Here is a 20,989-nt window from a genome sequence, read left to right as displayed (position 1 = left end):
GGCCGAATTTGAAGTCTTTTCTGAACGAAACCCCCTACTATCTGTGGTCAAGGTTCAGTTTTTAGCTTGGTTATCGCTTTTTCCATTGTAGCTTAAAGCCGTCGTAAAACGACGGGGTTTTAACCCAAATTTTCGATAATCAGGACTAATTGCAATCATCGTCCTTATCACCCTTACAGTCACGGTTTTGTAAAATTAGCGGCCAAGAGGAACGGTCAAAATGGTTATCTTGACTATTAACCGCTAAAGTGTGAGGAATTGAACCTAACAGCAAGGAGACCACAACAAACAAGGTTAACGAGATTTTCATGGCTTTACTCCCTTAAACACCATCAGGTAATTGACCTATTTTTAGCATAGGGCTTTCCTTCTAGGATGTCAGTCCCATTGCCAAGACGGAGAAAGGGGTTAACATGGAAAAAAAGAGAATATAAGTAGAATAAAGTAGAACCCAATGAAACCACAGGGATGGGACGAGTTTCTTAAACATCTAGCTAGAGAATACGGTGTTCAAGGCAAGTTAAAGGAGATTTTTTTAGTTCGTTTTGCCTACGAAAATTGGCGTAAACCCGATGAGGAAATTTGGGAAATGGCTGAGGCCGCCAGCCATGAAACCTATAAAAAACAAATGACTAAAATCTATAGCTATTTCTCGGCAGATAAAGATAATGGCTGTCCCGAACTAGAATTAGGTAGTAAAGGACCGGGTAAGTTCCAAATCCTCCGAGAATGGTTCAAAGATCTCAAATATCCTCAATGGAAAAATTACCCCACTCCGATAGTAGCAGAAAAATCAGTTATAGATACTTATATTAGCCGCCCTCCCGTCGAAAGCGACTGTTATCAAGAAATTAATCGTCCGGGGTCACTTATTCGCATTAAAGCTCCCGAAAAGACCGGTAAAACTTCTCTCCTTAAACATCTGCTCGCTCAGGCAGATAGTTGGGGACATAGCACAGTTTATATTAATTGTCAAGTGGCAGAAAAGGCGATGTTTGCCAGTTTAGACCGATTTTGTCGCTGGTTTTCGGCAAATGTCAGCCGAGAATTGGGTTTAAAGCCTCAATTAGATGAATATTGGGATGAGGAACTATTTGGCAGTTTAATCAGTTGTCAAACCTATTTTCAGTCCTATCTTTTGGAACAGATTAACGGGCCTCTTTTTTTGGCCCTAGATAATTTAGACAGAATTTTCGAGTATCCCGACATCGCTAGGGATTTTCTGCCACTTTTGCGCTGTTGGCACGAAGAAGCTAATAATTTGGAAATCTGGCAAAATTTGCGGTTAGCGATTGCTAATTCCACGGAAATCTATATTCAATTGGACGCTAATCAATCTCCCTTTAATGTCGGTCGTGCGATTAAATTACCCGGTTTTAGTCTCGAACAACTGGAAAACTTGGCCAGTAGCTACGGATTGCCTAAAAATGAGGATAATCAGCGTTTTATCGGGGATTTAATTGCCTTAGTCTCTGGTCATCCCTATCTTAGTCGTTTGGCCCTGGAAGCGCAAGTGCGCGGGGAAAAAAATATTCTCCCTAATGCTGCTACCCAGGGAGGAATTTATGCGGCACACTTGCGTCATCACTGGGATAGTCTGCAAAAACAGCCGGAATTATTGACAGCGATGGGGGAAGTGGTCAATTCTCCCGATAAGGGAGCGCGATTAGAACCGATTACTGCCTATAAACTGGAAAGTATGGGTTTAATTCAGTTAAAAGGCGATCTAGCCCAGCCTAGCTGTCAATTATATCAGCTTTACTTCCGAGAAGAACAGACCAGCAGCGATCTCTAGTGGATAATTAGACATCAATAAGCATCGGGTGCGATTAAAGATTGTTCAACTTGCTAAAGATTGTAGTTCGGAAGTGGCATAAACTCTAACATTAACAGAAAATTGCCGATTTTAATCTTGTCCTAACCGAGCAAAATTGACAATTGAATGTGTAATTTTAAAAATATCTATCCCGTCAATCTCATCTAACCGCAAATGCTTAAAATTTTAGTTGATGGTACACCGATAAGACAAAATCCTAGTGGAATTGGATTATATGCTTATCACCTGATTGCCGAATTAGCTAAATTACAAAACCAAGAAAACTTTTCCCTGTCCCTCTGTTTTCAACCATCGGTAAAAAACTGGCTGCGGGGTAATCTTTCTATCCCCAAAAAACTGCAATCCTATCCAGAGGTTAAATGTTTACCAATTCCCGTCAGTCTTAGCAATATCTTAACCCGATTTCCTAATCCTCTAATTCCCTATCTAGAAAACTTTCTTGATTCTCCCGATATTCTCCACGGATTGGATCATGTGGTGTATCCTTGTGGTCAGAGTCGTAAAGTTATGACTATTCATGATGTTACTTTTATTAAATATCCTGAGTTTGTCACGGGGATTGTCAAAACCTACACCCAACGGATTAAACAATCTCTACAATGGACAGATTTAGTTATTGCTAACTCCGCAAGTACCAAACGAGATATTATCGAATATTTAGATGTAACCCCAGAGAAAATTTTTGTTACTCCCCTCGCAAGTCGTTATTCTTCCCTCCCCAATACTCCCTCATCTCTAACTATCACTAAACCCTATTTACTCTTTGTTAGTACCCTAGAACCACGAAAAAATATTATTAATCTTATCACTGCTTTTAACTATCTCAAGGACAGGTATAAATTAGACCATAATCTGATTCTGATTGGCAAAAAAGGATGGAAGTATGAACCAATTTTTGATAAAATATCTCAGTCTCCCTTTCGAGATAGTATCCAACATCTTGATTATCTTGCTGATGACTTAGTTGCGGATTATTATCAAAAAGCCGATGTTTTTGTCTATCCTTCTTTTTATGAAGGTTTTGGATTACCGGTTTTAGAAGCGATGACTTTAGGTTGTCCTGTGGTAACTGCTAATACTGCATCCTTACCCGAAGTCACGGGAGACTCCGCAATATTAATTAATCCCGATAATTACCTAGAAATTGCTGCGGCAATCTATCAGGTGATTAGTGATACCTCTCTCCGTCAAGACTTAATCACTCAAGGAAAAAAACAAGCGGCAAAATTCTCTTGGCAAAAAACCGCACAAGCTACTATAAAAGCTTATCGTTCTCTTTTATAATAAGTAAGTAGCTATAATTAAATTGAAGATAGATTTTGCCTCTGATCCCCCCTTAATCCCCCCTTGATAAGGGGGGTTTCTGACAACTTTTAACACCTACCTACTTAACTAGCTAATATCTATGAATAAAAATAAACAATTATTAATCAATCTCGCTTTTCTGGGTACTAAATATACTGGATTGACTACCTATACTAAAAATCTCATTCCCCAATTAGCCAACTTAAATCCTACCCTTATCACTTCTAATAGTTACCCAGATTTTAACACCTATCCTGTCTCGGCAAACCTCACCCAAGAACAGGGAACCAAAGGCAATATTAAGCGCTTAATTTGGACAGAAACCCAACTCTATCAAACCTATCAACAATTGAAGTCTTCCCTGCTATTTACCCCCATTCCCGAAGCACCTATTTATCGAAATTGCCGCTATATTGTCACGGTTCATGATTTAATTCCCCTGCGATTCCCGAAATTTTCTCCGCTAACTTTTTATAATAAATACTATTTACCCCAAGTCCTGAAAAAAGCTACACATATTATCGCTGTTTCCCAAGCAACTGCCGCCGATATTAATAAGTTTTTTAACATACCTCTTGACAAAATAACCGTGATTCTTTCTGGATATGATTCTCACAATTTTCGTCCTCTAAATCTGGCGACTCGTCCCTATTTTCTCTATCTTGGTCGTTATGATCCTCATAAAAATCTCGGTCGTTTAATTACTGCTTTTTCCCAAATCGACCCCGAATATCAATTATTAATTGTCGGTCAATTTGACCCGCGTTTTACCCCGGCTCTACAGCAACAGGTAGAAGCATTATCAATCTCTCAACGAGTGCAATTTTTAAACTATGTTTCCTATACAGAATTGCCGCAACTTTTAAACCAAGCAACTGCTTTAGTTTATCCCTCCCTTTGGGAAGGTTTCGGATTACCTGTACTAGAAGCGATCGCCTGTGGAACTCCTGTAATTACTTCTAATCTTTCTTCTCTCCCAGAAGTCACAGGAGATGCGGCAATTTTAATTAATCCCTATAGCATTGATGAGATGAGAGAGGCAATGCAGCAAATCGCTAAAAATAACCAATTGCGCTTAAATTTAAAATCTCTTAGTCACCGACGCGCCGAGCTTTTTAGTTGGGAAAAAACCGGACAAGAAACCGCCACAATTCTGCAAAGTTTTCTATAAAAATGGTGACAAAAAAAATTATCAATCATTGTAGCCATTCTTCGGGAATTTGAGCAACTTTTTCCTTACCATTAGGTTGATGAATAGGTTTTCCTAAAGGACGAATTTTGAGATTTCCTTGCAAATAAGCGGCGATTCTTTCCTGGGCAATTTTCACATATTCTGCTTCTTTTTCACTCCCCATCCCTCGACGATTGTGCATAATACTAGCAATCAGAGAAGTTCCAACCCCGGCAAAAGGATCGAAAACCCAATCCCCCTCATTTGTCAAGGCTAAAACACATCTTTCTACTAATTCGATCGGATATTGACAAGGATGAATAGTTTTTTCTGGATGATTAGATTTAACGTTGGGAATATCCCACAGTAACTCATCCCACTCTTGCGCTAAAAACTCCCAAACATCGCTGGGATTTTTCCCTAAAGGATTACCAGAAGGTTTACCGATATTTTTACCTTTAAAATGACGCTTACCAGGGTATTTAGCGGGGATTCTCACTGGATCAAGATTAAAGGTATATTGATCGGTTTTTGTCAACCATAAAATAGTTTCATATCTGCCAGAAAATCTTTTAGAAGTATGTAATCCATGGCCAAAATGCCAGACAATTCTATTTCTTAAAAAGAAACCCATTTGTTTAAATAGCTGATAATAAAAAATATCTAAAGGATAAACTTCACCCTCTTGAACGAAATTTCCCACCTGCCAGCAAATACTGCCATTATCTTGCAAGATTCTAGAGAATTCTCGCATAATTTTGGTTTGGGTTTCCAGATAAGTATCCAAAGAGATTTTTTTTTCGTAGTCTTTTCCTAAATTGTAGGGAGGAGAAGTAATAATCAAGCTCACAGAATTATCTGGTATAGTCTTAATAAAATTATTGCTATCTCCTTGATAAAGAATTATTTCAGCATCAGGTTGATAAAAGTCTCGCACTGATTTTGATTGAGAAAATAAGGGCAACTGATTCATAGACAATTTAGCAGAGAATATCCACTTTTAATTATATAATTTTCTGTACTAAAAATCGCAAAGATTTCGGGCTGTGTAAACTGGAAGTTTTACAATCTACCACCGCAGTTATTCAGTAAGCCCTAAGTATTCTGATTTATAGTACAATTGGGATACTCCCCATTTTACACCCAATATTCAAGAGAGCCGTTTTTTTAAACAATTAATGTCATCTGTAGCCAGCAAAGATAAGTAGCTGGTTATAATTAAATTAGAAATGGATTTTAGGTTCGATCCCCCCTGCCCCCCTTGATAAGGGGGGTGCCGATAGGCGGGGGGATCTGAAAGTTTTTAATACCTATCTACTTATAACAAAAATTCTACTTTTTTAGATAAAAATCGGGAAGAAATAGTCAGTATTTTTACTATTCTTCCCTTAACTCAGATTAGCTTAAACCCGGGACGCACTCGCCTAATTCCACTGTAAAAGGTTGCCAAGGACGAGGATCGATTACTTTTGTTGGTAAAGCATGGGATGTTAATAATTCTTGAAAAGATTCGGGACTACCCCCAGCACTTAACACCGCCATCAATAAACCTTTAAACTCAATATCACCACCGGCAGCCGTAGAAATAATATATTGGGGATGCAAGCGTTGACAGACTGCTAAAGCGCTTTCTTGTCCTTTGATTACCGGTCCGAGGAAAGGTATTTTTAAGTCAATCAAAGGAGTGATAATTACATCGATTTTACCCAAAGAATCGAGGGTAGGAGAGTGATATCCGTGGGGTTCGTAATAGATAGTTTGATTGGTCGCTAATTCCTTGATAATATAGCCATTTTCCACCAGAGTCGGCCCTACTGGAGAACCGGGGACAGCAGTAATTTTGATCGCATTGTCAAAGATATAACTAGAACCGTGGGTTAAAGGGATGGGATGGGTATAATTGAGGGATTTAACGACTTTTTCGGCATTCGGAGAAGCTACCACGGGAATTTGGCGATCGAGTACCTGTAAAGTAGGAGGATGAGCATGATCTTCTAAACCTTGGGAGAGAAGAATCAGATCGATATTTTCAGGAATGGCATGATTAGCGGTTTTTTTGCCCTCAAATAGCCAAGTTAAATTACCAAAAGTCAGGGAACCTACCAACCAAGGATCGAGAAGCAGGCGTTTTCCCCCGATTTCGATTAACCAAGAATTACTATCAAGCCAAGTTAACTGCATATAAGAAGAATGGGGATTTTCTTAATTTAATTTAACATTAGCATTAATTTTTCTGGGGTTGGGGGTTTTTCAGTCATCAGTGAATGCCATTGATAGCAGTTATCTTAATGGTGAGGTACGAAGTCTCTGGTTTTAGGGAACAGGCAACAGTAGTTGGTCGTCTGGGGATGATACCAAATTAGGTTACACTTCATCTTTAGGAGAAACACTGTAACACTCCTCACTCAATGCTGGTCACTGAAAACCCAAATCTGATTACTGATCACTGATCACTGATCAGTCAAGGCTTAAGAAATAGGGAAAGTTTAGCTATCTTAGGGAAAGTAGGCGCTAAAAGGGGAGGAAGAACGCATCAGCCGAGACTGAATTTCTATGACTAAACGTACCTTCGGTGTTATCGGACTAGCTGTCATGGGAGAAAATCTCGCTCTCAATGTGGAGAGTCGGGGTTTTCCTATCGCTGTTTACAATCGCACCGCCAGCAAAACTAAAGAATTTATGGAAACTCGCGCCGTCGGCAAGGATGTCAAGGCGGCCTATAGTTTAGAAGAATTCGTCCAAATTTTAGAGCGTCCCCGCAAAATTCTGGTCATGGTAAAAGCTGGCCCGCCGGTGGATGCCGTGATTGAACAATTAAAACCCCTTCTCGAAGAAGGAGATATGATTATCGATGGCGGTAACTCCCTCTACGAGGACACAGAAAGACGCACCCGCGACCTAGAATCGACCACTAAACTCGGTTTTGTCGGCATGGGAGTCAGTGGTGGCGAAGAAGGCGCTCTGCACGGTCCTTCCCTGATGCCGGGGGGTACAGAGTTCGCCTATCGGGAATTAGAGCCGATTTTAACCAAAATTGCCGCCCAAGTCGATGATGGTCCCTGTGTCACCTATGTGGGATCTGGTGGTGCGGGCCATTATGTGAAAATGGTTCACAATGGCATCGAGTACGGCGATATGCAGTTAATTGCGGAAGCCTACGATGTGCTGAAAAATGGTCTAGGACTAAGCAATCAGCAGTTACAGGAAACTTTCGCCGAGTGGAATCGCACCGATGAGCTTAATTCTTATTTAATTGAAATTACCGCCGATATCTTTAAGTATGTTGACCCGGAAACCGGTCATCATTTGGTAGATTTAATCCTGGATTCGGCGGGACAAAAGGGAACCGGACGCTGGACCGTGTTAAGTTCCTTGGAGTTGGGGGTGTCAATTCCGACTATTTATGCTGCGGTTAATGCTCGCGTTATGTCCGCTTATAAGGATGAACGGGTGGCAGCCGCCAAAGAGTTACCCGGACCTGGGGAAACCTATCCGGGGGATGCGGCACTATTTGTGGATAAAGTGCGTGATGCTCTTTACTGCTCGAAAATGTGTTCCTATGCCCAGGGTATGGCTTTAATCGCTAAAGCTTCTCAGGAGTTTAACTATAATATCAGTCTGCCGGAATCGGCCCGGATTTGGAAGGGCGGCTGTATTATTCGCGCCAGTTTTTTGGATAAAATTCGCAAAGCTTTTGCGGAAAATCCGGGGCTGCCGAATTTGTTGTTAGCACCGGAATTTAAGCAAAGTATCCTCGATCGCCAAGAGGCATGGCGTGAGGTGTTAGTCTTGGCTAATAAGTTGGGAATTCCTGTTCCGGCTTTTAGTTCTTCTTTGGACTATTTTGATAGTTATCGTCGGGCCAATTTACCGCAAAATCTCACCCAAGCACAACGGGATTACTTTGGCGCTCATACCTACGAACGTACCGATAAACCCAGAGGTGAGTTTTTCCATACGGAATGGATGACTGAATCGTAAAGCTATCTAATATTTTTTCCCCTTTTTATTTCTGGTAAAAAGGGGGGATTTTTTTCGATATTTTGCTGATTAAGAGTTAACTATCGGTCAAGAAATTTCGATAACCCTTGAGCAAATTGTTCGGCAGTCAAGCTCCAACCTCGGTTGACAGGGACTAAAAGAGCGCCGGTGCTGAGAAGTAACCCCATGGTTGCCAATCGCTTCTAGGTGTTGAGCAGTGCCATAACCCTTGTGACGAGCGAGTCCATAATCGGGATAGCGTCTGTCCCAACGAGTAATTAAGTCATCGCGCCAGACTTTCGCCACGATACTGGCCGCCGCAATTACCGGGGATTGTTGATCTCCCTGAATTACCGCCTTTTGGGGGATTGACAAATCTTTAATAATGTGCTTACCATCGACCCAGCAGAGACTGGGGGAAAGGGGTAATTTCCCGATAGCTCGGCTCATCGCCAGTAGGGAGGCATGAAAAATATTCAAGCGATCGATCTCTTTCACGGTAGCATAACCGATGCGACAAACAAAATCCCGTTGTATTTGCCGGCTCAACTTTTGCCGTTTTTGGGGGCTAAGTTGCTTACTATCCTTCACCCCCAACTCCCACAGCCGCGCAAAACCAGAGGGGACAGTGACCACTACCGCCGCCACCACGGGGCCAAATAAAGCCCCGCGCCCCACTTCATCGACACCGGCAATTAAGGGTTCTGCGCTCATTACGGCTCGGCAGTGGCGGAGGAACGACGACGACGACGACGCAGCACCGCGGTTTCAGGCTCTATTTGTGGCTCCTCTGTCACCTCGGCGCTCACCGGGGTCTCTAAAGGAATGAATTCGCCGAGAAAAACTGGAGTTTCGGTCGTAATCGGTTCGGGCGTAAAAGTCACTGGTGGACTAGCTTCTTGGTTGATTTCCTGACTAACTTCGCTAGTGGTGGAACGACGACGACGGCGCACCAAGGAACGATTTTCGGCTTCCTCGCTGGTTTCCGTCGCCTCTACTGGGGTAGCGGCGGCTGTGTCCTCGACTTCTAGGGTGGGAGTCAAGGATATTTCAGGAGTGGCAAGCATTTCTGGGTTTTCCGCCTCCCTTTCCCCTGCCAGTTTCACGGAAACAATCACCGATTTCGGGTCTTTAAACTCCTTATCCACCAGAATCAGGGGAGAAATGCCCATTAAAGAATAAACTTCCTGTTCTACCGGGGTCATTTCCACGGAAACCCGCTCCCGTTCGCTGACGGGGATATTTTTGACGGCGCTGGCATCTTCTCCCCGTTTCGAGAGACGGGCGGGGCGTTCTCGTTTTTCCTCAAAGCGTTGGGGTTCTAATTCCGGCTCGATTTCGTTGTTAACACCGTTAGTAGAGGCTTTTTCGCCCCGTTCCTCTTTTAGTAACAGTTCCGAGGGACGACGACGACGGCGACGGCGAGAATTATTAACCTGTTCTTGATAGTTGGGATGGAAGGAAAGATCCATCCCTTGGGCGTTTTCTTCGGCCTCAAATTCGGAGAAAACTTCTAGATAGGGTTCGGCCGCCGCAACGCTAGGAGCGCTCTTATCGGGTAGAACCTTTGTATTAGTCGGAGCAACGATAAAGGTTTCTTTTTCCGCGCGGCTAAGGGTGGGGGTTTCTAGGGCGATGGCATTGCCCTCTCCGGGTAGATGGGCTAAATGGCCCAGTCCGCCGCAATGGTCACAGGTTTTGCCGAATAATTCATAAATGTTTTTCCCCTGACGCTTACGAGTTAATTCCACTAACCCCAATTCCGATAATTGGGCAATCTGGGGCCGGGCCTTATCGCTTTTCAGGGCCTTATTAAACAATTCCAGCAGTTTCAACTGGTCGCGACGGGAATCCATATCGATGAAGTCCACCACCACCACACCGCCGATATTTCTCAAGCGCAGTTGTCGGGCGATTTCTGTGGCGGCCTCGCTATTAGTCCAGAGTACGGTTTCTCGGGCCGTGGCCGAACGGGTAAAGGAACCGGAGTTAACATCAATTACCGTTAAAGCTTCCGTCGGTTCGATGATAATGTAGCCGCCGGAGGGTAAATCAACCCGGGGTTTGAGGGCCTCGCGAATGGCGGCGTTAACCCGGAAATAGTCGAGAATTGGCTGGGTTTCCCGATGGGAGTCGATATAAACCCCTTCGAGAGCTTTGCCGCCGCCCCAGTTCGTCAATTGCTGTTTAACTCGTTTTACCGCCACCGGGTTATCCACAACAATGCGATTGACATCGGCACTGTACATATCCCGCAAAACCCTTTGAATAAAGTCATCATCGCGGTTAAGCAGGGCCGGGGCGCGGCTGCTGACGGCCATCTGTTGGATGCTCTCCCACTGTTTTTGCAGAAATTCCAAATCCTCGATAATCGCTTCTTCCGCTTTGCCTTCGGCCTCGGTGCGTACCAGCAAACCCATCCCCGCCGGTTTGACCAAAATCCCTAAAGCTCGTAAACGGGAGCGCTCGTCTTCACTGCGGATGCGACGGGAAAGATTCACCCCGCGACCATTGGGCATCAATACCAGATAACGACCAGGGAGAGTGACATTTCCCGTTAGCCGCGGTCCCTTGTTGCCGGTGGGTTCCTTCATTACCTGTACCAGCACTTTTTGCTGGGGGGCCAGTAATTCCGTGATAGCACCGGCGGTTTTTTTCAGTCTTAAGGGGCCCAGGTCGGTGACATGAATAAAGCCATTGCGTTCCGCATCGCCAATATTGACGAAGGCTGCATCTATCCCGGGGATGACGTTTTCTACTAATCCTAGATAGATGTCCCCCACCTGCTGATTACCTGTGGCTACAACTAATTCCTGAATTTGATCTTCCCAAAAAACAGCCGCTATATGGTGTTGTTCGGCTATGATTATTTGTTTTGGCATTCAATTTCCTCAATCTTTCGGTTTCAAAAGCGACGGACCATGGGCTATTTGTCTATGCTTTGAGGCTACTTCTGGAAATCTGGTCTTGTTAAGAAAGTTCTAAGAAGATGAGTCCGCATCGTTAAAGCCTCATCTTGATGTTCATCTGCCTCTCAGACCTGGGAACTGAGTCTTGGTTTCAGTTGTTAAGTCTGTTTGGCAAGTGCCGGCTTGACCCACAATTAGGTAAGCACAGCCAGGAGACGAGATTTTCAATTAATCCCTGAGTCTTGCTCGATAACAGCATTTTTTATCCGTTTCCGCCAGTTCTGTCTATCAGAATCTAGGAAAAAAGGAGTTTTTGAGTTACTCCCCTCGGCAACAGGTTTCTGTGGAAGGGAAAATAGCGCACTTTTCGATTTTCCAAAAACCACGATTCTTTTAAGAAATGCTTTAATCGAGTCTTATAGACGACTATAACTCACTCGGTCACTCTCTGACAAGACGATGATCCCCTGACCAAGATAAATTTTTCGGGGCAAGAAAGGAGTCAGGAGCAATGATAGGCAATAAAATAGACATAAAAAGCTATCTAGCTGACTTTTCAGGCTAAAATTCCCTTTTTATCCCCTTTTTGCTTTCTAAAGAATTAATTAACCCGCTAGTCTAGTTAGGATTATTGACGAGATGACCGGATTGACGGTTTCCTTAATCCCTTAATTCCTGTTCAGACAAGGCGATAACGTTCAAAATTCCCTGTAAATCGGCTTCTGACTCGATTTCTAGCAATTCTTGCAGGTAGGGACGATAACGGTATAGTCGATAACCTTTCCCCTCTAACCATCGGGCCACGGCTAAATTACTGCCTTGATTAAACGCTCAATTAAAAGTTGACTGGAGATAAGCTGTTCGTAATTTAAATTGCTTGTTGAGACGAAGCAAGAGGCAGCACTAAAGGGATTGGGGGAGATTCGGCTAATCTAAGAATAAGCGGTTTAAACACCTCTTAGCTTACTGACGATAAAGCGCTAAATAATCACTCATAATCTAGTATGGCCTGCACCCATTTGGGCGGACGAGAAATCGGATTACCAAGGCGATCAAGAACTAATAACGCCACTAAATGCACGGCAAATAGGTATAATAAACTATTGACAAATATACCCACAACTGCCATCGATTGCACTTGCAGCAGCGTCGGTTTAGCGAGAATCCCTAACTGGGTGAAAATCCAATCGATAAAATTAGTCGCTTGGGTAATCACATATAACCAAAGATTTTCGCCTAAAAGAATTGAAAATAGCCAAAAACGAAAGAATAAACCAAAAGCCCCCAACAGTCCCCCAGTCAAGATAGAAAATTCCCAGCGCGCACCCCGGCGCCAGCATAGCCCCAATTGTAACCCCATCAAGCCGTGGGGAATCAAAAAGACGATACTGCGAGTCGGTCCCATCAACACCGACAAAAGTAAACTAGAAACTAATGCTGTCATGGAAGCACAACGAGCGCCCCAACGTAAATAGGCTAAAGCGATAGGAATCGGGAAGAAAACCCTTAATAACGGTCCGAGGGGAAAATAATAGTCAATTAACCAGATTAAACTGGTAGCACTGGCCAAAAAAGCCGTCTCCACCGTGATCAGGGTAGCGATAGACTTGAGAGGAGATGGTTGGATAGGTTTGGCAGTGGGTTTATCTAGGGGTTTCTCCTCTTCCCCCAGATCTACCCAATTGCTTTCATCTATTGTCTCTTCTGAGGATTGAGCGGGAGAATTAGCGTTAGAATCATTCATTCTATCAGTTATCCGGTGGTCGGGACGGGTTGGCAAGCTATTCTTAGCTTAGACTTGTGACTCCCAGTCAGGCAAGAGGCAAAAAATACTAAGCTGTTGACTATCTAAATGGGTGAGGGGTGGGGTAATTTACGGAAAATATTCCTATTTTCACTGAAAAAAACTGGCTCTAAATACCTTCTAAATCGGCTCCTAACTCCCGTAAGCGAGATTTTAATTGTTCTATTTGTTGTAAAGCTAAAACCTTCTCTTGACGTTCCTGTTTAGCCACTTCTGCGGGGGTAGGAATTAATTCAGCCTCCCTATTAAAATAGCGTAATTGTTGTTGATAAATACCCAGAAATAAGCCTAAGCGATCGCTCCATAGCCAACCCCTGTCCGTCGGTTCAATTGCTTGATATTGCCCTTCCATGAGCCGAAATCCTTGTAATTCTAAGGTTTCAGGATCGAACCAAAAATAATCGGGAGTGCGAAAAATATCTTGATAAATTTGTTTTTTCTCGCCGCGATCTATTTTGGCGGTACTAGGAGACAGAATTTCCACGATAACATCGGGATATTTGCCCCCTTCTCCCCAAACTACCCAACTTTTTCGCTCTAAGCGTCTTTCTGTTCCCAAAACGACAAAAAAATCTGGGCCGCGAAAATCCGAGGATTTTTTCTGATTAGGACTATAATAAATGCTCAAATTAGCGGCGGCAAAATAATCATTACGATCTTGCCATAACCATTCTAAAGACTGAAGTAAAATCAGAATTTGTTGTAAATGAGCGTAGCTTTCCAAGGGGGGTTCCTCACTCCAGATATCCCTGGGGGGAAATTTTACCTCATCCGCACAGGACTCGTTATTATCGATGATGGGAAAAGTGGTCATCTTTTTTGAGGTTGGGTGTCGGTCATCTCATTATATCAAAAAAGGTGGGCTATAAACCCACCAGAAAAGTAATCAAAAAACCTCAACGATAATTAGGACTTTGGATATCTCTAAGACGCGCTTCGGGACGTTTAAATCTGTCCATTTGTGCCTCAAAGAATTGACGATTTTTGAGTAAATGTTTGGGATTAGGATCGTCGAGGGGATAGAGCAAAGCAGTGCGTAGAGCTTGAATAACTGCCGAAGTAACATTATACATTGATCGCTGAAAACTAATGCCCAATTGAATCAAAATATCGTCTTCCCCCCGGCAGTGTTGCTGATAGTAATCGATCAGATATTGGGGCAAGAAATGATACATATCATCCATTAACAATGTGGGGGGAATTCCCGCAGTACCCACGGGGAAAACATCAGCGTAAAGAATGCCATAGTGAAAGTCTTTTTGTTGGTAGGGAACCTGTTTTGCTTGGGCATTATAGGACTTTGTACCCCGGAAGGGAGCAGTACGATAAAAGACTGCTTCCACATAGGGTAAAGCCGCTTCATAAAGCCAAGTAAAAGCCTTTGATTTGGGGATAATTTCGTAGCATTGACCATCAATATAAACGTGATGATAAATTGGCCGTCCAGCGATGGCAAAAATGCCATTAACGAGGAAATTCATAGCATCAGGAACACCTTTAAACCCGCCTTCATCGTAGATATCGGACATCTCGAAAAACACCGGGGCCATCACTTCCCAGAATAGTCCTAAATTGGAGTAATAGGACATCATCCGCACCTGTTCCAAAAACATATCGGGGAACAGGTCATAAAGTTTCATCATCACGGGGTTTTTCTTGAAATAGGCCTTAATAGCGCGGTCGGCATTTTGGCGATATTCTTCTGAATCAAGATAGGCATCAAATAAACCCCAACCCATATCGCGGCCATGCCACAACATGGCTTGCATACAAGCTTCGGCAAATTCCATATTAATTCGGTCATGCCAAAGATGATGGATTAATCTGGGCATTTTTTGGGTTTTACCTTTATCCATGAATTCTAACAATTCAGGGTGAGCAGAACCCGTGCCGCGCCAGATGCGTAAATCGGCATTATCGCCAGCGTAATGATTTTGTAAGTCCAGGTATTCTTGGGGCAGAAAATATTTAAAAAAGGGCAAAGGATCGAGGAAAACTCGTTCGGCAATGTAGAGAAGATCACGCCAATAAAAATCCATCGGTACGGCATAAGCTTTATAAATGCCGATAATTTGCATCAGGTTTTCGGGAGTATCCGGTAACATGGATCCACCCGCTTCTAAACGCTGGATAATGTCGGCAAATTCGTGAGTAGAAGGGGGAAGTTTGGCTTTGATTAATGTCCCAGTCATAGTTTTAGGTAAAGTAATTAGCGGCGGTTACAATAATTCGGAAACAGCAAGGGATAACTAACTATTACTCAAAAATTTACCCCGATTCAACCAGTTGGTTTTTGAGGACTTTTGCGGAGATTTTTTGAAGACAAAACTAGGTTTTGCTTCTCCCGATAAGCTGGCAACCATCGAGTTAGTGGTGGGTTCAATCCAACGGACTAAATAATTGGGTTGAATACCTAAAAAGACGATTAATACCATTAGGACAAAAGCGGGGATAGTTTCCGATTTCAAGACTTTGGGATAGTAGGCAAGTTTGTTATCCAATTTACCAAAACAGGTGCGATTAAGCAGGATAACAAAGTAAACCGCCGTTAAACCGGAAGCGATGATACAGAGAACCGTCTGCACGGGAAAACGCGAAAAACTACCCTGAAAAACGATAAATTCCGCCACAAATCCCACTAATCCGGGGATACCTGCGCTGGCCATACCGGCGAGAATTAACAGGGAGCTAACCAGGGGTAAACCGCGAATTGGGTTCATTAAACCGTTTAAAACGTCTAAATCTCTAGTTCCGGCTTTGCGTTCGACAATGCCCACCAGATAAAATAAGAGGGCGAGAATGAGACCGTGGCTAATCATTTGCGCGACGGCACCAAGGACGCTTAAACCCGTGCCGGCGGCGGCTGCTACCAGTATATAGCCCATGTGACCGATCGAACTGTAGGCCACCATGCGTTTAATGTCTTTTTGGGCAATAGCGCTCAAGGCCCCGTAAATAACGCTAATAACGCCGACAATTGCCAGTCCGGGGGCGATTAAAGACCAAGTTTCGGGGAATAATTGCAGACCAAAGCGAACTAAGCCATAAGTACCGAGTTTAGCGAGGATACCACCTAATAAAATTGCTGTAGCGGGGGAAGCTTCCGTATAGGCATCCGGTAGCCAAGTATGGAGAGGTACGAGGGGGATTTTGATGCCAAATCCCACTAACAGCAGAGTTAAGAGCAGTAATTGGGTTTTTTGGGAGAAATCGGCGGTCGAGAGGGAGGAATAGTCAAAAGTACCACCGTTGAGGAAACCTATGCCTAAAAATGCCGCTAGGACTAATAACCCGGAGACAGCAGTGTAGAGAAGGAATTTAATCGAAGCATAGCCACGTTTTTCGCCTCCCCAGATAGCAATCATCAGATAAAAGGGGATTAATTCTAGTTCATAGAAAACGATGAACAGCAGCAGGTTTTTGGCCATTAATGCCCCAGAAACCCCGGCGTTAATCAGGAGGATTAGGATGTAATAAAGTCGGGGACGATCTATTTTTTCTTCGCTACTATAGATAGCTATTCCTGTCAAGAAACAGTTTAAAATAATTAACGGTAAGGACAAACCATCGACTCCGAGGTTATAACTTAAACCGATTGGTTTTGCCCATTCGCGGTATTCAGAAAATTGAAAGCCATTGCTGGTTAAGTTATATTGGGTCAGCAGATATAAAGACCAAAAGAGGACGGCGGCAACAAAAAAGAGGGTAATTTGACGTAATTTTGCTGGGGCAAATTTATCGGGGAAAAGACCGACGATAATTGCTCCAATTATTGGCAACCAAAGCAGGGTACTGAGCATATTGGTATCGATCGAATTTACAATGACTGGGATGAGAAAACGATTAGCCAACCAACAGGATGACTAATCTGGAATTGACTAAATTAAACTCACTTTTCCGCTATCGAGATCATAGTAGGCTCCGACAACTTTTAATTGTTTGCCGTCCACTAATTCACCGATAACTGGGGATTTGCCTAATTTCTCTACTTGATAGTTAACATTGGATTTAATTGCTCGCTCAAGTTTGTTAGAACCGGGTTGTCTTTCGGCTCGATCAACTCCCACCTGTAGGCCATCGATTAAACGACCGATTTGTCCGGGAAAACGACCCCCTTCAATGGTGGCTTTTACCGCTCCACAACGGGAATGGCCGAGAACAATAATTACCTTAGCTCCTAATACCAACGTGCCGAATTCGAGGCTACCAATTTCTTCGGAAGTGGCTAAATTTCCCGCTACCCGACAAACAAATAGATCTCCTAATCCGCGATCAAAAACGATTTCTGCCGGCACGCGAGAATCGGCACAGCCCAAAATTGCCGCAAAAGGGGCTTGACTTTCGGCCACTTCTGTGAGTCGAGCTTGATCGCGGTTAGGACTTTTTTGTCTTCGTTCCCAGAAACGTTGATTGCCTTCCATGAGCATAGTTAAAGCTTGGTCGGGGGTCAATCCTTTATTTTGAGCAGTCAGCCATGGCTCAGAATTAACAGCAGTTTGGGCGTTAGTTTGGGACAGTTGCGAGCCTAAAATAGTAGCGGCCAGACCAGTTCCCAAAAAACCACCACCATAACGGATTAATTGGCGACGAGAGGTATTGAACATAGCTAGTTGTTTCCATATAATCAGGACAAGTCCTATTGTCGGGGCAAGGGATACTAAAGAAAAGCCTAAGTTATCAAATCTTTAACTGAAAACTAGAGAAATTTGTGATAACAACGGCCAACAGATGATAATACCGATCAAAGCGACCCCCAAAATAATCGACAGAAAGTAAAATTGGGTTTGGCCCGAAACGTTATATTTCAAACTCTGACCACCAAAAACCGTGGCTAATCCCACCAGGTTAACGACACCATCCACCAGAAAGGTATCGATCCAGTTAATAATTTGCGAGATTAATCCGACGACAAAAACGATGGTAACTTTATACAATTGGGCTGTATAAAGGTCGTTGGCAAAGAAATCTTGAACGGCTTTGGGTTGAAAAACGATCGGTTTGGAGATATTTTCATTCAGGTAAACATAGGCTGCCGGAATTACGCCAGCAGCGGTGGAAAGTACCAAGAGAAAAGCCACTCCCAGATTTAAGTTACTTGGTAATAAATGCCATTGCGCCAATAAAATCGGCAGATGAAGGGCGAAACCCATGGTCACAGTCATGGGGATAACTAAGGGCCAAAGAGCTTCCGGAGAGCGCAGGGTCATCGGTTTGATTTTACCGCCAAAGAAAACGCAAAATTCTCTAGTGACACTAAAAGCAGTTAAGGCATTGACCAACAATAGCACTAATAACAGTAAACCACTGATTTCCGAGAGGCGATCGCCCATGCGCGCTAATGCCCAAAAACCACCAAAGGGAGGCAGTGCGACTAAACTAGCGGCACCAACGAGATAACAAATACCAGAAACGGGACGACGGGACCATAAACCGCCGTATTGGCTTAAATCTTGGCTGATATTATTCCAAATGATGTTACCCACCACCATGACTAACAGGGACATAGCGATCGCGTATGTAAAGAGTAACACTAAAGCGGTTTCCGTTTGTCCGGTGGCAACAGCGATAAAAATCAGTCCCATGTAGGCACTGACGGAATAGGAAAGGGAGCGCTTGACATCGATCTGGGCGATCGCAATTAATCCCGCACCGATGGCAGTGACAGAGCCAACAATGGTCATCACCTGCAAGGTTAAGGGCGATAATTGTAGCACCGGCTCTAATTTCACTAATAACCAAGCACCAGTGGAAACGACGACGGTATTCCGCAGAATTGTCGCTGGCATCGGTCCTTCCATGGCCTCATCTAGCCATAAATGTAGAGGAAATTGAGCGCATTTGCCCATCGGACCAGCAATCAGGGCTAAACAGAGTAAATTAGCCACATTGGGGTTTAAATTGGCTGTGGCCGCCCATTCTGCCAATTGGTCAAAGTTCCATGTTCCCGCAAGGGGTAAAAGGGCCACTACTCCCATCAACAGGATTAAATCGCCAATCCGTTTAGTCAGAAAAGCATCCCGCGCCCCCGTCACCACCAGAGATTGATTGAACCAGAAACCAATCAGCAGATAAGTGCCGAGGGTGAGAACTTCTAGCACACAATAGCTGAAAAATAGCGAATTACAGATAACGAGGGCGCACATACCCCCTTCAAAGAGAGCGACGAGAGAATAAAACCTTGCCCAACCCCAATCCATTTCTAGATAGGCGATCGCATATACCTGAGCGGCGAGGTTTAAGCCGGTAATTAGCAGTAACGCCCCAATATTAACAGCTGAAATCTGCACATCTAAAGATATGCTTAAATTTGCGGCATTTAGCCAATTAAATGCTATGGATTGAGGCGGACGACCCCAAACGGCGATCAAAGCAAAAAGGCTATGCAAAAAAGCCCAGCAGGTCATGATCAAGTTCAGATAACCGGCCGGTCGCGGGCCGGTTTGCCGGATAATACCGGGAGACCAAGGTAGAGCGAGAAGTGCGCCCGCAAAGGCGTAAAGAGGTACCAACCAGATAGTCTGGCTGAAGGACTCGAACATATAAACACCTCAAGAAAAAAAATGATCCTGAATTAAAGTTTAAGGTTTAATGGCTCACTAATAAGCTGTCACCATTTTTTAACGGGGCATTAATCGGGATAGTTTGACTAGCTTCCAGCAGGTATTTTAAAAAAGCATCAGCAATCACGGAAAGTTGTTTTCCGGCCAAGTAACAAACGTACCAATTGTGCTGAATCGGAAAATGTTCCACGTCGAGGATGGCTAATTCGCCGTTTTCCCCTTCCGAGATGAGAGTATGCTTAGATAGTACCGATAGTCCTAAACCGCCAGAAATAGCCTGTTTAATCGCCTCGTTACTGCCTAATTCCAAGCGCACCTTCACCTTAATATCGTGGAGATTAAATAATTTTTGTACCGCTTGGCGGGTTCCAGATCCCGATTCGCGCATAATAAAAGGTTGCTGGTTGAGGGATTCAAGGGGGAGATTTTTCTTACCCACCAATGGATGATCTCGTCGCGCCACCACCACTAGGGGATTTTCGAGGAAAGACTGAGAACAAAGTTCCACTTCTTCTGGCGGTTGACTGAGAATATAGAGGTCATCCTCGTTGTTTAACATTCGCTCTTGCAGTTTCTGATGATTAGTCACTTGCAGGGCGATGTCAATACCGGGATACTGTTGACAGAATGCCCCCAGTAATCGCGGTACAAAGTATTTAGCGGTAGTAATTACGCCTAAAGTCAGCTTTCCCTGTCTAGTTCCTTTAATATCGGCCACTTTCATTTGAAAGTTGTCCAATTTATCAAAAATCTCTTGACAGGTGAACAGTAATTCCTTACCCGCTTCGGTTAAAAATAAACGTTTGCCAATTTGCTCGAATAGCGGTAAACCCACGGCTTTGGTGAGTTGTTTGACTTGGGTTGAGACGGTAGGTTGAGTGATAAATAACTCCTCGGCCGCCTTGGTAAAGCTACTGTGTCGAGCGGTAGCCTCAAAAACCCTTAACTGGTGCAGGGTTGCCTGTATCAAGTTCTTATCCCCTTCTCAATAACAACTATTTGTCACCATCAATCCTAACGTTTTTATAGATTCTAGTCAATTAATTTTTTGATAAATATAGACTTTAATAGATATAACCGCCGCTTAAGACCTTTTTCAGCTTTTTCTCCCCATACCCCACACCCCACACCCCATTACCCCATCTACCCAATTCTTAATTAATAATTGATAATTCCTATTAATATATTTTAATTTCAGCTTTCATGATCGATAAAAATCTTGCTATAATCAGAAAAAAACCATCTATTAAAAATAAAAGACAATGGTTAGTTATCTTGATATTGACGACGATCTTCTTTTCCCCGATAGCGATGGTCAACCGATGGCAGATAATACCGAACAATATGAGTGGATTGTCAAAATTAAGGAGAATTTAGAGATTATCTTTGCGGATGACCCTAAGGTGTTTATTGCCGGAGATT

General features: G+C 43.5%; 17 protein-coding genes and 1 pseudogene. 5 read left to right on the top strand and 13 right to left on the bottom strand.

Annotation, left to right across the window (positions count from 1 at the left end; translation table 11 throughout):
* Positions 1 to 145: 145 nt before the first annotated feature.
* Positions 146 to 310 (bottom strand): hypothetical protein, encoded by a 165-nt coding sequence (locus IM322_RS04705; protein WP_287676829.1) that lies wholly within the window; start codon positions 308 to 310, stop codon positions 146 to 148.
* Positions 311 to 454: 144 nt separating this feature from the next.
* On the opposite strand from IM322_RS04705, the gene IM322_RS04700 reads away from it, so the two are divergent.
* From IM322_RS04700 to IM322_RS04690, 3 genes are all read left to right on the top strand, one after another.
* Positions 455 to 1,795 carry an AAA-like domain-containing protein gene (locus IM322_RS04700; RefSeq protein ID WP_287676826.1) on the top strand — a complete coding sequence of 447 codons (1,341 nt, stop codon included), beginning with the start codon at positions 455 to 457 and terminating at the stop codon, positions 1,793 to 1,795.
* 195 nt (positions 1,796 to 1,990) lie between these two features.
* Positions 1,991 to 3,121, top strand: a complete 1,131-nt coding sequence (locus IM322_RS04695; protein WP_287676823.1) for a glycosyltransferase family 4 protein — start codon at positions 1,991 to 1,993, stop codon at positions 3,119 to 3,121.
* A 121-nt stretch (positions 3,122 to 3,242) separates the two neighbouring features.
* Positions 3,243 to 4,313 carry a glycosyltransferase family 4 protein gene (locus tag IM322_RS04690; protein ID WP_287676820.1) on the top strand — a complete coding sequence of 357 codons (1,071 nt, stop codon included), beginning with the start codon at positions 3,243 to 3,245 and terminating at the stop codon, positions 4,311 to 4,313.
* A 25-nt stretch (positions 4,314 to 4,338) separates the two neighbouring features.
* On the opposite strand, the gene IM322_RS04685 is transcribed toward IM322_RS04690, so the two are convergent.
* Together IM322_RS04685 and IM322_RS04680 are read right to left on the bottom strand one after the other, a co-directional pair.
* Positions 4,339 to 5,286 (bottom strand): DNA-methyltransferase, encoded by a 948-nt coding sequence (locus IM322_RS04685; protein ID WP_287676818.1) that lies wholly within the window; start codon positions 5,284 to 5,286, stop codon positions 4,339 to 4,341.
* Between the two features lie 425 nt (positions 5,287 to 5,711).
* Positions 5,712 to 6,494, bottom strand: coding sequence for an MBL fold metallo-hydrolase (locus tag IM322_RS04680; protein WP_287078949.1), 783 nt, complete (start codon positions 6,492 to 6,494; stop codon positions 5,712 to 5,714).
* A 372-nt stretch (positions 6,495 to 6,866) separates the two neighbouring features.
* Here IM322_RS04680 and gnd point away from each other — a divergent pair, with 372 nt between their 5' ends.
* The gene (gnd, locus tag IM322_RS04675) at positions 6,867 to 8,294 is read left to right on the top strand and encodes a decarboxylating NADP(+)-dependent phosphogluconate dehydrogenase (protein ID WP_287676816.1); all 1,428 of its coding nucleotides are present in this window, start codon (positions 6,867 to 6,869) and stop codon (positions 8,292 to 8,294) included.
* 87 nt (positions 8,295 to 8,381) lie between these two features.
* Here gnd and IM322_RS04670 read toward each other — a convergent pair whose 3' ends face one another.
* The 10 genes from IM322_RS04670 to IM322_RS04625 all read right to left on the bottom strand — a co-directional run bounded on the left by IM322_RS04670 (position 8,382) and on the right by IM322_RS04625 (position 20,537).
* Positions 8,382 to 9,008, bottom strand: a complete 627-nt coding sequence (locus IM322_RS04670) for a ribonuclease HII (RefSeq protein WP_287676812.1) — start codon at positions 9,006 to 9,008, stop codon at positions 8,382 to 8,384.
* Complete coding sequence (gene rne, locus IM322_RS04665) at positions 9,008 to 11,176, bottom strand: ribonuclease E (RefSeq protein ID WP_287676809.1); 2,169 nt, start codon at positions 11,174 to 11,176, stop codon at positions 9,008 to 9,010. The genes IM322_RS04670 and rne overlap by 1 nt, the downstream gene beginning before the upstream one ends.
* A 687-nt stretch (positions 11,177 to 11,863) precedes the next feature.
* On the bottom strand, positions 11,864 to 12,007 hold the full coding sequence (locus IM322_RS04660; protein WP_287676806.1) for a hypothetical protein: 144 nt from the start codon (positions 12,005 to 12,007) through the stop codon (positions 11,864 to 11,866).
* Between the two features lie 184 nt (positions 12,008 to 12,191).
* Entirely contained in the window at positions 12,192 to 12,947 is a 756-nt protein-coding gene (locus IM322_RS04655; protein ID WP_287676803.1) for a DUF2232 domain-containing protein, read from the bottom strand.
* A 169-nt stretch (positions 12,948 to 13,116) separates the two neighbouring features.
* Positions 13,117 to 13,821 (bottom strand): Uma2 family endonuclease, encoded by a 705-nt coding sequence (locus IM322_RS04650; RefSeq protein WP_287676800.1) that lies wholly within the window; start codon positions 13,819 to 13,821, stop codon positions 13,117 to 13,119.
* Positions 13,822 to 13,903: 82 nt separating this feature from the next.
* Positions 13,904 to 15,199 carry a CO2 hydration protein gene (locus tag IM322_RS04645; protein ID WP_286827085.1) on the bottom strand — a complete coding sequence of 432 codons (1,296 nt, stop codon included), beginning with the start codon at positions 15,197 to 15,199 and terminating at the stop codon, positions 13,904 to 13,906.
* 57 nt (positions 15,200 to 15,256) lie between these two features.
* On the bottom strand, positions 15,257 to 16,807 hold the full coding sequence (locus IM322_RS04640; RefSeq protein WP_287676796.1) for an NADH-quinone oxidoreductase subunit M: 1,551 nt from the start codon (positions 16,805 to 16,807) through the stop codon (positions 15,257 to 15,259).
* A 78-nt stretch (positions 16,808 to 16,885) separates the two neighbouring features.
* Complete coding sequence (locus IM322_RS04635) at positions 16,886 to 17,611, bottom strand: carbonic anhydrase (RefSeq protein WP_287077913.1); 726 nt, start codon at positions 17,609 to 17,611, stop codon at positions 16,886 to 16,888.
* Between the two features lie 81 nt (positions 17,612 to 17,692).
* The gene (locus IM322_RS04630; RefSeq protein WP_287676794.1) at positions 17,693 to 19,546 is read right to left on the bottom strand and encodes an NAD(P)H-quinone oxidoreductase subunit F; all 1,854 of its coding nucleotides are present in this window, start codon (positions 19,544 to 19,546) and stop codon (positions 17,693 to 17,695) included.
* Between the two features lie 46 nt (positions 19,547 to 19,592).
* Entirely contained in the window at positions 19,593 to 20,537 is a 945-nt protein-coding gene (locus IM322_RS04625) for a LysR family transcriptional regulator (RefSeq protein ID WP_287676792.1), read from the bottom strand.
* A gap of 292 nt (positions 20,538 to 20,829) precedes the next feature.
* On the opposite strand from IM322_RS04625, the pseudogene IM322_RS04620 reads away from it, so the two are divergent.
* Positions 20,830 to 20,989 (top strand): annotated as a pseudogene (locus tag IM322_RS04620) (Uma2 family endonuclease); the annotation flags it as partial.

Origin of the sequence: Microcystis sp. M109S1, from assembly GCF_020247025.1 — a bacterium.
Classification (GTDB): Bacteria; Cyanobacteriota; Cyanobacteriia; order Cyanobacteriales; family Microcystaceae; genus Microcystis.
Note: the sequence above shows the minus strand (reverse complement) of the source record. Positions and strands in the feature narration are given on the sequence as shown.

Excerpts from the sequence above, each read along its gene's own strand:
- IM322_RS04705 (WP_287676829.1), bottom strand. The coding sequence starts at position 310 with ATGAAAATCTCGTTAACCTTGTTTGTTGTGGTCTCCTTGCTGTTAGGT.
- IM322_RS04700 (WP_287676826.1), top strand. The coding sequence starts at position 455 with ATGAAACCACAGGGATGGGACGAGTTTCTTAAACATCTAGCTAGAGAA.
- IM322_RS04695 (WP_287676823.1), top strand. The coding sequence starts at position 1,991 with ATGCTTAAAATTTTAGTTGATGGTACACCGATAAGACAAAATCCTAGT.
- IM322_RS04690 (WP_287676820.1), top strand. The coding sequence starts at position 3,243 with ATGAATAAAAATAAACAATTATTAATCAATCTCGCTTTTCTGGGTACT.
- IM322_RS04685 (WP_287676818.1), bottom strand. The coding sequence starts at position 5,286 with ATGAATCAGTTGCCCTTATTTTCTCAATCAAAATCAGTGCGAGACTTT.
- IM322_RS04680 (WP_287078949.1), bottom strand. The coding sequence starts at position 6,494 with ATGCAGTTAACTTGGCTTGATAGTAATTCTTGGTTAATCGAAATCGGG.
- gnd (WP_287676816.1), top strand. The coding sequence starts at position 6,867 with ATGACTAAACGTACCTTCGGTGTTATCGGACTAGCTGTCATGGGAGAA.
- IM322_RS04670 (WP_287676812.1), bottom strand. The coding sequence starts at position 9,008 with ATGAGCGCAGAACCCTTAATTGCCGGTGTCGATGAAGTGGGGCGCGGG.
- rne (WP_287676809.1), bottom strand. The coding sequence starts at position 11,176 with ATGCCAAAACAAATAATCATAGCCGAACAACACCATATAGCGGCTGTT.
- IM322_RS04655 (WP_287676803.1), bottom strand. The coding sequence starts at position 12,947 with ATGAATGATTCTAACGCTAATTCTCCCGCTCAATCCTCAGAAGAGACA.
- IM322_RS04650 (WP_287676800.1), bottom strand. The coding sequence starts at position 13,821 with ATGACCACTTTTCCCATCATCGATAATAACGAGTCCTGTGCGGATGAG.
- IM322_RS04645 (WP_286827085.1), bottom strand. The coding sequence starts at position 15,199 with ATGACTGGGACATTAATCAAAGCCAAACTTCCCCCTTCTACTCACGAA.
- IM322_RS04640 (WP_287676796.1), bottom strand. The coding sequence starts at position 16,807 with ATGCTCAGTACCCTGCTTTGGTTGCCAATAATTGGAGCAATTATCGTC.
- IM322_RS04635 (WP_287077913.1), bottom strand. The coding sequence starts at position 17,611 with ATGTTCAATACCTCTCGTCGCCAATTAATCCGTTATGGTGGTGGTTTT.
- IM322_RS04630 (WP_287676794.1), bottom strand. The coding sequence starts at position 19,546 with ATGTTCGAGTCCTTCAGCCAGACTATCTGGTTGGTACCTCTTTACGCC.